Source organism: Pseudomonas sp. Q12-87 (genome assembly GCF_001269755.1).
GTDB classification, from domain to species: Bacteria; Pseudomonadota; Gammaproteobacteria; order Pseudomonadales; family Pseudomonadaceae; genus Aquipseudomonas; species Aquipseudomonas fluorescens_S.
The window spans coordinates 84105-95921 of the sequence record NZ_LHVI01000006.1 but is presented as its reverse complement, the minus strand read 5'-3'; the positions used below and the strand labels follow the sequence as shown (position 1 = coordinate 95921).

Annotated in this window: 8 protein-coding genes and 1 pseudogene; 8 read left to right on the top strand and 1 reads right to left on the bottom strand. The window is 60.4% G+C overall.

Features of this window, described 5'->3' with window-relative positions:
• Positions 1-157, bottom strand: a pseudogene (locus tag AD663_RS28860) (IS4 family transposase); the annotation flags it as partial.
• 897 nt (positions 158-1054) lie between these two features.
• Between AD663_RS28860 and AD663_RS03615 the strand changes: the two are divergent.
• From AD663_RS03615 to AD663_RS03580, 8 genes are all read left to right on the top strand, one after another.
• Entirely contained in the window at positions 1055-2656 is a 1602-nt protein-coding gene (locus AD663_RS03615; RefSeq protein WP_053213299.1) for an ABC transporter substrate-binding protein, read from the top strand.
• Between the two features lie 255 nt (positions 2657-2911).
• Positions 2912-4513: an ABC transporter substrate-binding protein gene (locus AD663_RS03610; protein ID WP_053213298.1), complete on the top strand. Its 1602-nt coding sequence runs from the start codon at positions 2912-2914 to the stop codon at positions 4511-4513.
• A gap of 170 nt (positions 4514-4683) precedes the next feature.
• Positions 4684-6099: an OprD family porin gene (locus AD663_RS03605; protein WP_003177944.1), complete on the top strand. Its 1416-nt coding sequence runs from the start codon at positions 4684-4686 to the stop codon at positions 6097-6099.
• A 75-nt stretch (positions 6100-6174) separates the two neighbouring features.
• Positions 6175-7770 (top strand): ABC transporter substrate-binding protein, encoded by a 1596-nt coding sequence (locus tag AD663_RS03600; RefSeq protein ID WP_003177942.1) that lies wholly within the window; start codon positions 6175-6177, stop codon positions 7768-7770.
• Positions 7771-7846: 76 nt separating this feature from the next.
• Positions 7847-8857 (top strand): ABC transporter permease subunit, encoded by a 1011-nt coding sequence (locus tag AD663_RS03595; RefSeq protein ID WP_003177940.1) that lies wholly within the window; start codon positions 7847-7849, stop codon positions 8855-8857.
• 10 nt (positions 8858-8867) lie between these two features.
• Positions 8868-9779, top strand: coding sequence for an ABC transporter permease subunit (locus tag AD663_RS03590; RefSeq protein ID WP_003177939.1), 912 nt, complete (start codon positions 8868-8870; stop codon positions 9777-9779).
• A 10-nt stretch (positions 9780-9789) separates the two neighbouring features.
• Positions 9790-10758, top strand: coding sequence for an ABC transporter ATP-binding protein (locus tag AD663_RS03585; RefSeq protein WP_003177938.1), 969 nt, complete (start codon positions 9790-9792; stop codon positions 10756-10758).
• Positions 10758-11738 carry a peptide ABC transporter ATP-binding protein gene (locus AD663_RS03580; RefSeq protein ID WP_003177937.1) on the top strand — a complete coding sequence of 327 codons (981 nt, stop codon included), beginning with the start codon at positions 10758-10760 and terminating at the stop codon, positions 11736-11738. Before AD663_RS03585 ends, AD663_RS03580 begins: the two co-directional genes overlap by 1 nt.
• The last annotated feature ends 79 nt before the right edge of the window (positions 11739-11817 follow it).

Sequence of the window (11817 nt, the reverse complement as noted above, 5' to 3'; positions counted from 1 at the left end):
CATGCAGCGAGGGTCGCAAGCCCAATGAAACAAGGGACATCAGTTCAACGATGGTTGAAAACAAAAGCTCACGTGGGTACTGCCGCTGACGGTGTTCTTCGAACACCTGATCGACCCATTCAGCAGGAACAGCCTGCTCCAATATCACTCTGGTCATGACACTGGCCGGTGCTTTTTTCTCAAACCGTGCTAGAACCTCTGCCCACATCGCTTTCGTCCACCCTGACTGGAGTTTTGCGGGATTTTATCAAAGACCTTGAAAGGGCTGGCCGTAAGGGCGAAACCCTAAGTCGCCGTTACCGCAGCAATGGATATACACACCGCCCACAAAACAAAAGCAGGCTACCAGACCGCCATCGCGAGCAGGCTCGCTCCCACAATGGATCGGTGTACGACCGGGAGAAATAGGTCGGCAATAAGACCGCCTTCGCGGGCAAGCCCGCTCCCACAGTTGGATCGGAGTACGACACAGGAGACAGGCCGGCTATAAGGCCGCCTCGCCAATGCTTTTGATTTTGGGGCCCCGTTAACCACGCTGGCCGAACGCAGGCATTGTGGAGTGGGCCCACGAAGCAATGCCGGAGTGAGGGCATGCCGAGCCCAGGCGAGGCACCAAGTGGTGGGGCAAGCCTTTTTTGCTTACTTTTTTTGGCGTCTGAAAAAAAAGTGAGTCGCCGTAAGGGCGAACCCCTAAGTCGCCGTTACCGCAGCAATGGATATACATACCGCCCACAGAACATAATCAGGCTACCAGACCGCCATCGCGAGCAGGCTCGCTTCCACAATGGATCGGTGTACGACCGGAAGAAATAGGTCGGCAATAAGACCGCCTTAGCGGGCAAGCCCGCTCCCACAGTTGGATCGGGGTAAAGCTGCGGAAATCAGGTTGGAGGTCAGGCCGCTTTCGCGAACAAGCCCGCACAATTGGATCGAAGCACAGCCTCGTAAAGCGGCCTATGCCCAAACCCAACGGTCCCCCTCACTTTTCGATATTTCCAACACCCCCACCCACAACGCTACTCTCCTGAAAACCTCACCACCCTCAAGGGATTTCATGGACCGGATCACCTTCAAACCTCTTCTACTTGCCATCGCCCTGATCAGCAGCGTCCCAACGGCCCAAGCCGCCACCACCTTGGTCTACTGCTCCGAAGCCAGCCCCGCCGGGTTCGACCCCAGCCAATACACCAGCGGCACCGACTTCGACGCCTCGGCCGAAACCGTCTTCAACCGCCTCACCCAATTCAAACGTGGCGGCACCGAAGTCGAACCGGGATTGGCCACGAGCTGGGACGTGTCCCCAGACGGCCTGGTCTACACCTTTCACCTGCGCGACGGCGTGAAATTCCACACCACCGACTACTTCACCCCAACCCGCGACTTCAACGCCGACGACGTGCTGTTCACTTTCCAGCGCCTGCTCGACCCGCAACACCCGTTCCGCCAGGCCTACCCCACCGAGTCGCCGTACTTCACCGACATGGGCCTGAACACCACGACCAAGAGCGTCGAAAAAGTCGACGAGCACACCGTGCGTTTCAACTTGAACAACGTCGACGCCGCCTTCGTGCAGAACCTGGCGATGAGTTTTGCCTCCGTGCAGTCCGCCGAATACGCGGCGCAGTTGCTGAAGGAAGGCAAGGCCGGCGACCTTAACCAGAAACCCATCGGCACCGGGCCGTTCGTGTTCAAGCGCTACCAGAAGGACTCGCAAATCCGCTACGCCGGCAACACCGCGTACTGGAAACCCGAGGACGTGAAGCTGGACAACCTGATTTTCTCCATCACCCCGGACGCCGCCGTGCGCCTGCAAAAGCTCAAGCGCGGTGAATGCCAGGTCAGCGGCTATCCGCGCCCGGTCGACATCGAATTGATCGAGCAGGACCCGAACCTGCAGGTGCTCAAGCAGCCCGGCTTCAACCTGGGCTTCCTCGCCTACAACGTGACGCACCCGCCGCTGGATCAGCTCAAGGTGCGCCAGGCGCTGGACATGGCCATCGACAAGCCGGCAATCATCAAGGCCGTGTACCAGAGCGCCGGGCAACTGGCGCAAAACGCCTTGCCGCCGGCGCAGTGGTCATTCGACCCGTCCATCCAGGACGCACCCCATGACGTGACCAAGGCCAAGGCGCTACTCACGGAGGCCGGGGTTGCGCCCGGTACCACCATCAATTTATGGGCGATGACGGTGCAGCGCGCGTCCAATCCCAATGCGCGAATGTCTGCGCAGATGATCCAGCAGGACTGGGCCAAGATCGGGATCAAGGCCAACATCGTCAGCTATGAATGGGGCGAGTACATCAAGCGCGCAAAAAATGGCGAGCACGACGCAATGATTTACGGCTGGACCGGCGACAACGGCGATCCGGACAACTGGCTGGGGGTGTTGTACAGCTGCGCGGCGGTCAAGGGCAGCAACTACGCCAAGTGGTGCGATCCGGCGTATGACCAGTTGATCCAGCAGGCCAAGGTCTCGACCGACCGCCAGCAACGGATCGATTTGTATCGACAAGCGCAGAAAATCCTCAAGCAACAGGTGCCCATCACCCCCATCGCCAACTCCACGGTCTTCCAACCGATAAACAGGCAAGTGGTGGATTTCAAACTCAGCCCGTTTGGCCTTACACCCTTCTACGGCGTGGGTTTGACGAAGTAACACCCGCGCCAAACCGGTGCGCCACCATTTTACGGCGCACCGGCAGAGGGCGCTTTTGACGCCAAAAAAACACCCGCAAACGATCAAATGCGTCAGAAGTTACACAGATGCGACATTAAGGTACGTTCGTGCCACTGTTTCGGACTTGTGACCGCTCTGGATCTTGCATTGGGTATGGGGCCTGCATAAGTATCCGCAGGACGACTCACGAGGTCGCCCTCAAATCCAAAAATGACAACAAATCATGAGGCCAACATGCTTAAACAAGCGGTCATTCCGTTTTTAGTCGGCGCGAGCTTATTAGCCAGCGCACCTTTCGCCCAAGCCGCGACTAACCTGGTGTTCTGCTCCGAAGGGAGCCCAGCCGGTTTTGACCCTGGTCAGTACACCACCGGAACCGACTTCGACGCCTCTGCAGAGACCATGTTCAACCGTCTGACCCAGTTCGAGCGCGGCGGCACCGCCGTGATTCCTGGCCTGGCGACCAAGTGGGATATTTCCGACGACGGCCTGACCTACACCTTCCATCTGCGCGAAGGCGTCAAGTTCCACACCACCCCGTATTTCAAGCCGACCCGCGAATTCAACGCCGACGATGTGCTGTTCACCTTCAATCGCATGATCAGCAAGGATGACCCGTTCCGTAAAGCGTACCCGACCGAATTCCCGTACTTCACCGACATGGGGATGGACACCAACATCACCAAGATCGATAAAGTCGACGACCACACCGTCAAGTTCACCCTCAAGGATGTCGACGCCGCGTTCATCCAGAACATGGCCATGAGCTTCGCCTCGATCCAGTCCGCCGAGTACGCCGCCCAGTTGCTCAAGGAAGGCAAGGCCGCCGACATCAACCAGAAACCGGTAGGCACCGGTCCGTTCGTGTTCAAGAGCTACCAGAAAGACTCCAACATCCGCTACGTCGCCAACCAGCAGTACTGGGCGCCGGAACGGGTCAAGTTGAAGAACCTGATCTTCTCCATCAACACCGACGCCTCGGTACGGGTACAGAAGCTCAAGGCCAACGAATGCCAGGTCACCCTGCATCCGCGTCCGGCCGACGTGCCGGCCTTGAAGAACGACCCCAAGCTGCAACTGATCGAGAAGCCTGGATTCAACCTCGGCTACATCGCCTATAACACCCGTCACAAACCGTTCGATCAGGTCGAAGTGCGCCGGGCGCTGGACATGGCGGTGAACAAGCAAGGCATCCTCAACGCCGTGTACCAGGGTGCCGGGCAACTGGCGGTCAACGCCATGCCGCCGACCCAATGGTCCTACGACGACACGATCAAGGAGACCGCCTACAACCCGGAAAAGGCCAAGGAGTTGCTCAAGGCCGCCGGAGTCAAGGAAGGCACCGAAATCACCCTCTGGGCCATGCCCGTGCAACGCCCCTACAACCCCAACGCCAAGCTGATGGCCGAGATGCTCCAGGCCGACTGGGCGAAGATCGGCCTGAAGGTGCAGATCGTCAGCTACGAATGGGGCGAGTACATCAAGCGCACCAAGAACGGCGAGCACGACGTCAGCCTGATTGGCTGGACCGGCGACAACGGTGACCCGGACAACTGGCTGGGCACGCTGTACAGCTGCGACGCCATTGGTGGCAACAACTACTCCATGTGGTGCGACCAGGATTACGACAAGCTGATCAAGCAGGCCAAGGTCGTCACCGACCGCGACCAGCGCACCGTGCTCTACAAACAGGCGCAGCAGTTGCTCAAGCAGCAAGTGCCGATCACCCCTGTTGCCCACTCGACGGTCAACCAGCCGCTGAGTGCCAAAGTCGAGGGGTTCAAAGTCAGCCCCTTCGGTCGCAACGTATTCTCGGGCGTCAGCCTGAACCCATAACCGCTTAGCCGCGCAGCGAGGGCTCCCTTGGAGCCCTGACGCAGACGTCTTGCCGTAATTCGCCGATCAGGCTTTATGCAAACGTTTGCGATCTTTAAATGAGTTGTAAAAACCAATAGCCGTATCACCAAAAAAGACCGGCACTAAAAGAAAGAAAAGGAGCGTTACCCATGAAACTGAGCAGCACCGCGTTATTGGCCCTGGCCATCAGCAGCGTCACCGCGACGGCGTACGCAGAATCCCAGAGCCAGGCGGTCACCCCCGTGACCCTCAAGACCAGCAGTGAGCAAAGCGAAGCCAAGGGCTTTATCGAAGGTCAGTCCATCAGTGGCACCACTCGCAACTGGTACGCCAACGAACAATTCAAGCGTGGTGCGAAACTCACCTACCGCAAGAACGGCGAAGCACGCGAGACCGACCGCCGGATCAACTGGCTGCAAGGCACCATCATCAAGTACAACTCGGGCTTCACTGAAGGCACCGTCGGTTTCAGCACCGAACTGGCCGCCTACAACGCCATCGCCCTGGACCAGGACCGCAAGGACCTGGCATCCAACAACGGCGGCGCACCGACCACCCGTCCTGGCGCCGGTAACAACCGCACCCTGACCCGCGAAGGCGGCGACGCCGTTGGCCAGTGGAGCAAACTGGGCCTGGCGAACGTCAAGGCCCGCGTTTCGAACACCACCCTGACCGCCGGCCGCCAGAACTACAGCAGCCCGATGGTCGACGTCATCGGCAACCGTGCCCTGCCCTCCAGCTTCCAGGGTGTGAGCCTGCACAGCGAAGAGTTCGAGAACCTTGGCCTGGACATCGCCACGTTCGACCGCAACTCGCCACGTACCGAAGAAAGCCTGCGCAAGTTCCGCTCCGAATACGGCGACAGCAGCGTTGAAACCGATCACGTCAACACTGCGGGTATCACATACCAGCCTCTGGCCAGCCTGAAGACCAGCCTCTGGGCAACCCAGGCTGAAGACCTCTGGAACCAGTACTACTTCGGCGCCACCCACGAATTGGGCGACAGCTCGGTGCTGAGCCTGACCACCGGCCTGAACTACTACAAGACCGTGGACTCGGGCAAAAGCAAGCTGGGCGAGATCGACAACGACACCTACTCCCTGTCGTTCGGCCTGACCCACCAGGCCCACAGCCTGACGTTCTCGTACCAGGAAGTGAACGGTAACGAGTACTTCGACTACCTGCACGAAACCAACGGCATCTACCTGGCCAACTCCCTGCTGTCGGACTTCAACGGCCCGAACGAGAAATCCTTCCAGATCGCCTACGGCCTGAACATGGCCGAATACGGCGTGCCAGGCCTGAAGTTCAACATCTACCAAGCTCGCGGCTGGGGCATCGACGGTACTCACTACAACAGCACCGGCTACAGCGATGTGAAGGCCATGGACGGTGAGCACCATTACGAATACGGCATTGGCGCATCTTATGCGGTACAGAGCGGCCCACTGAAAGCCACCGCGATCCGTGCGACCTACACCGCACACCGCGCGAGCGAAAACCAGGCCGACGGCAGCCTCAACGAGTTCCGCCTGGTCACCACCATCCCGTTCAACATTCTCTAAACCTTCCACCGAACGGTCGACTCACAAGGTTGGCCGTTCGGTTTTTGCCATTTAACCGATTGCAGAGGATTGACGATGAACATGATCCCCCTACGCGCCGCCATCGCCGCTGCGCTGCTGAGTGTCGCCGTTGGCGCCACCGCCAAACCCCTGGTGGTTTGCACAGAAGCCAGCCCGGAAGGCTTCGACATGGTCCAGTACACGACTGCAGTCACAGGCGACGCGGTGTCCGAAACCATCTTCAATCGTCTGGTGGGCTTCAAGCCCGGCACTACCGAAGTGATTCCCTCGCTGGCAGATACCTGGGAAATCAGTGACGATGGCCTGACGTACACCTTCCACCTGCGCAAAGGCGTCAAGTTCCACACAACTGAATACTTCAAGCCGACCCGCGACATGAACGCCGACGACGTGGTCTGGAGTTTCCAGCGCCAACTGGACCCGAACCACCCGTGGCACAAACTGTCGAGCGTGGGCTTCCCGTACTTTGAAAGCATGGGTTTCAAGGAGCTGCTGAAGAATGTCGAGAAGGTCGACGAGTACACGGTCAAGTTCACTCTGACCCGCCGCGAAGCACCGTTCCTGGCCGACATCGCCATGGCCTTCTCTTCGATCTACCCGGCCGAATACGCCGACCAGTTGCTCAAGGCAGGCAAGGCCGGCGACCTCAACAGCAAGCCAGTCGGCACCGGCCCGTTCGTCTTCCAGCGCTACAACAAGGACGCCCAGGTGCGCTTCAAGGCCAACCCGGATTACTTCCGTGGCAAGCCGCCAGCCGATGCCTTGGTATTGGCCATCGCCACCGACAACAACGTGCGCATGCAAAAACTCAAGACCAACGAGTGCCAAATTGCGCTGTATCCGAAACCGGATGACATCCCCAGCATCAAGAAAGACCCGAACCTGAAGGTCGCCGAGCTGGATGCGATGACCGTTTCCTACACCGCCCTGAACACCAGCCACAAATACATGAGCGACGTGCGGGTGCGCAAAGCCATCGACCTGGCCTTCGACAAGGAAGCCTACGTCAACGCCCTGTTCGGCAAAGGCAACGCCACCGTGGCGGTCAACCCGTACCCACCGACCCTGCTGGGCTTCAATCACGAACTGAAGAACCCGACTCGCGATCTGGATAAAGCCCGCCAGTTGCTCAAGGAAGCCGGCGTACCGGAAGGCACCGTGTTCACCCTGTTCACCCGCAACGGCGGCGGCCCGACCAACCCCAACCCGATGCTCGGCGCACAAATGATGCAATCGGACCTGGCGAAAGTCGGGATCAAGGTCGATATACGCGTGATGGAATGGGGCGAAATGCTCAAGCGCGCGAAAAACGGCGAGCACGATATGGTGTCTGCCGGATGGGCGGGCGATAACGGCGACCCGGATAACTTCCTGACGCCTATGCTCAGTTGCGAAGCGGCCAAGAACGGCGAAAACTACGCGCGCTGGTGCAACGAGAAGTTCCAGGCGCTGATCGACCAGGCTCGCGCCACAGTGAACCCCGAGGAGCGCACCAAGCTCTATGAGCAAGCCCAGGTCATTTTCAACCAGGACCAACCGTGGATCAGCATGGCCCACACCCGCATGTTCACGGCAATGCGCAACAACGTAGAGGGCTACGTGATTAGCCCGCTCACCACCAACAACTTCGCCACTACCCAGGTGAAGTAGATAAGAAAACGCCCGGTCGCTCTTGACGCCAAGAGTGGCCGGGCACGCCTAACCGGCTGATGAGGTACACCTGAAGATGTTTAGTTTTATTGCCCGCCGATTGGGATTGTTGATCCCTACGTTCTTCGGCATCACCCTGCTGACCTTCGCGTTGATTCGCATGATCCCCGGCGACCCCGTGGAAGTGATGATGGGCGAACGTCGGGTCGATCCCGAAATGCATGCTCAGGCAATGGAACGCCTTGGCCTCAATAAACCGCTGTATGCCCAGTACTTGGACTACATCGGCAAACTGGCCCACGGTGATCTCGGCGAATCGCTGCGTACCCGTGAAAGTGTATGGAGCGAGTTCAGCTCCCTGTTTCCCGCGACCCTGGAACTGTCCATGGCCGCCCTGTTGTTCGCCGGTATCCTGGGACTGCTGGCCGGGGTGATCGCGGCACTCAAGCGAGGGTCCCTGTTCGACCATGGGGTGATGGGCATCTCCCTGGCGGGGTATTCGATGCCGATCTTCTGGTGGGGCCTGATCCTGATCATGTTCTTCTCGGTGTCCCTGGGCTGGACCCCGGTATCGGGGCGGATCGACCTGCTCTACGACATCGAGCCGAAAACCGGCTTCATGCTGATCGACACGCTGCTGGCCGATGAACCGGGCGCGTTCCTCGATGCCCTGCATCACCTGATCCTGCCGGCCATCGTACTGGGCACCATTCCGCTGGCGGTGATCGCCCGCATGACCCGCTCCTCGATGCTCGAAGTGCTGCGCGAGGACTATATCCGCACCGCCAAGGCCAAGGGCCTGTCGCCGTCGCGCGTGGTGTTCGTGCATGGCCTGCGCAACGCGCTGATCCCGGTGCTGACCGTGGTCGGCCTGCAAGTCGGCACCTTGCTGGCCGGTGCGGTCCTGACCGAAACGATCTTCTCCTGGCCAGGCATCGGCAAGTGGCTGATCGAAGCCATCGGCGCCCGGGATTATCCCGTGGTGCAGAACGGCATCCTGTTAATCGCCTGCCTGGTGATTCTGGTCAACTTCGTCGTGGACATCCTCTACGGCTTTGCCAACCCACGCATCCGTCATCAGCGCTGAGATCAAGACCATGAGTACTCCAACTACCGCGGTAGCAGTCGATCAAAGCCTGCTGTACCCGTCCCCGTACAAAGAATTCTGGCAGGCGTTTTCCCGCAACAAGGGCGCCGTGGCCGGGCTGTTGTTTATGATGCTGGTGGTGTTCTGCGCGCTCTTCGCGCCGTGGGTCGCACCCCATGACCCGAGCGAGCAATACCGCGACTTCCTGCTGACGCCGCCGGCCTGGCTCGAAGGCGGGCAGATGCAATTTTTGCTGGGCACCGACGAACTGGGCCGCGATCTGCTGTCGCGCCTGATCCAAGGCTCGCGCCTGTCGCTGCTGATCGGCTTGTCGTCGGTGGTGATGTCGCTGATCCCGGGCATCCTGCTGGGGCTGTTCGCCGGGTTCTTCCCGCGCATCCTCGGGCCGACCATCATGCGCCTGATGGACATCATGCTCGCCCTGCCTTCGCTGCTGCTGGCCGTGGCGATTGTCGCCATCCTCGGCCCTGGCCTGATCAACACCGTGATCGCCATCGCCATCGTCTCGCTGCCGTCCTACGTGCGCCTGACCCGCGCCGCCGTGATGGGCGAGCTGAACCGCGACTACGTGACCGCCGCGCGCCTGGCCGGTGCCGGCCTGCCGCGCCTGATGTTCATCACCGTGCTGCCCAACTGCATGGCGCCGCTGATCGTCCAGGCGACCCTGAGCTTTTCCTCGGCCATCCTCGACGCCGCCGCCCTGGGCTTCCTCGGCCTCGGCGTGCAGCCGCCCACCCCGGAGTGGGGCACCATGCTGGCCTCGGCCCGCGACTACATCGAACGCGCCTGGTGGGTAGTGAGCCTGCCTGGCCTGACCATTTTGCTCAGCGTGCTGGCAATCAACCTGATGGGCGACGGGCTGCGCGATGCGCTGGACCCGAAACTCAAGAATGCCGCCTGAGGAGATTCCCATGTCACTGCTAGAAATCAAGAATCTCAACGTCCGCTTCGGCGATGCCACCGCTGTGCCGGTGGTCGACGGCCTCGACCTGACCGTGGAAAAAGGCGAAGTCCTGGCCATTGTCGGCGAATCGGGCTCGGGTAAATCCGTGACCATGATGGCGCTGATGGGGCTGATCGAGCACCCCGGCATCGTCACCGCCGACGCGCTGAACTTCGACGGCAAGAACATGCTCAAGCTGAGCAATCGCCAGCGTCGGCAGATCGTCGGCAAGGACCTGGCGATGGTGTTCCAGGACCCGATGACCGCGCTCAACCCCAGCTACACCGTGGGTTTCCAGATAGAAGAAGTGCTGCGCCTGCATTTGAAGTTGTCCGGCAAGGCCGCCCGCAAGCGCGCCATCGAATTGCTGGAAAAAGTCGAGATCCCCGGCGCTTCCAGTCGCATGGACGCTTACCCGCATCAACTGTCCGGCGGCATGAGCCAGCGTGTGGCGATTGCCATGGCGATTGCCGGCGAGCCGAAGCTGCTGATCGCCGACGAACCGACCACCGCCCTGGACGTGACCATCCAGGCGCAGATCATGGACCTGCTGTTGGCCCTGCAAAAAGAGCAGGACATGGGCCTCGTGCTGATCACCCATGACCTGGCCGTGGTGGCTGAAACCGCCCAGCGCGTGTGCGTGATGTATGCCGGTCAAGCGGTCGAAGTGGGTCAGGTGCCCGAGCTGTTCGACATTCCGGCCCACCCGTACAGCGAAGCGTTGCTGGCGGCGATTCCGGAACACAGCATGGGCGCCGAGCGCCTGGCGACGTTGCCGGGCATCGTGCCCGGTCGCTATGACCGTCCACAGGGCTGCCTGCTGTCGCCGCGTTGCCCGTACGTGCGCGATAACTGCCGACAGGAGCGTCCTGCCCTCGATCCAAAATCCAACAGCCTCGCCCGCTGCTTCTACCCGTTGAACCAGGAGGTGGCGTGATGGCCGTCGTACTTACCGCCCGTGACCTGACCCGTCATTACGAAGTGTCCCGTGGCATGTTCAAGGGTCACGCGACCGTGCGCGCCCTCAATGGTGTGTCGTTCGAACTCGAAGCTGGCAAGACCCTGGCCGTGGTCGGTGAATCCGGTTGTGGCAAATCCACCCTGGCCCGAGCTCTGACGCTGATTGAAGAGCCGTCCTCCGGCTCCTTGAAAATCGCCGGCCAGGAAGTCGCCGGCGCCAACAAGGCCGAACGCAAGCAATTGCGCAAAGACGTGCAGATGGTCTTCCAGAGCCCTTACGCGTCCCTCAATCCACGGCAGAAAATCGGTGATCAACTGGGCGAGCCGTTGCTGATCAACACCAGCCTGTCGGCCACCGAGCGGCGCGAGAAAGTCCAGGCAATGATGAAGCAGGTGGGGTTGCGCCCCGAGCACTACCAGCGCTACCCGCACATGTTCTCCGGCGGCCAGCGCCAGCGCATCGCCCTGGCTCGGGCCATGATGCTGCAACCCAAGGTGCTGGTGGCGGACGAACCGACATCGGCGCTGGACGTGTCGATTCAGGCCCAGGTGCTGAACCTGTTCATGGATTTGCAGCAGGAGTTCAACACCGCCTACGTATTCATTTCCCACAACCTGGCGGTGGTGCAACACGTCGCTGACGACGTGATGGTCATGTACCTCGGTCGCCCGGTGGAAATGGGCCCCAACGAGTCCATCTACAGCCGCCCGCTGCACCCGTACACCCAGGCGCTGCTGTCGGCGACCCCGACCATCCACCCGGACCCGAACAAGCCGAAGATCAAGATCGTCGGCGAACTGCCCAACCCGCTCAACCCACCGTCCGGCTGCGCCTTCCACAAGCGCTGCCCGTACGCGACCGAGCGCTGCAAGACCGAAGAACCGGCCCTGCGCCCGCTCGATAACCGCCTGGTGGCGTGCCACTACGCCGAGCGGTTCCTCGACGGCGCGGCGTAAGACATAAGGCAAAAAGTCAGATAGAGCTCTTTGTGGTGAGGGGATTTATCCCCGTTGGGCTGCGAAGCAGCCCCTCTTT

What these genes read in the sequence shown, in the direction of transcription:
- AD663_RS03615 (WP_053213299.1), top strand. Translation starts at nt 1,055, where the DNA reads ATGGACCGGATCACCTTCAAACCTCTTCTACTTGCCATCGCCCTGATC.
- AD663_RS03610 (WP_053213298.1), top strand. Translation starts at nt 2,912, where the DNA reads ATGCTTAAACAAGCGGTCATTCCGTTTTTAGTCGGCGCGAGCTTATTA.
- AD663_RS03605 (WP_003177944.1), top strand. Translation starts at nt 4,684, where the DNA reads ATGAAACTGAGCAGCACCGCGTTATTGGCCCTGGCCATCAGCAGCGTC.
- AD663_RS03600 (WP_003177942.1), top strand. Translation starts at nt 6,175, where the DNA reads ATGAACATGATCCCCCTACGCGCCGCCATCGCCGCTGCGCTGCTGAGT.
- AD663_RS03595 (WP_003177940.1), top strand. Translation starts at nt 7,847, where the DNA reads ATGTTTAGTTTTATTGCCCGCCGATTGGGATTGTTGATCCCTACGTTC.
- AD663_RS03590 (WP_003177939.1), top strand. Translation starts at nt 8,868, where the DNA reads ATGAGTACTCCAACTACCGCGGTAGCAGTCGATCAAAGCCTGCTGTAC.
- AD663_RS03585 (WP_003177938.1), top strand. Translation starts at nt 9,790, where the DNA reads ATGTCACTGCTAGAAATCAAGAATCTCAACGTCCGCTTCGGCGATGCC.
- AD663_RS03580 (WP_003177937.1), top strand. Translation starts at nt 10,758, where the DNA reads ATGGCCGTCGTACTTACCGCCCGTGACCTGACCCGTCATTACGAAGTG.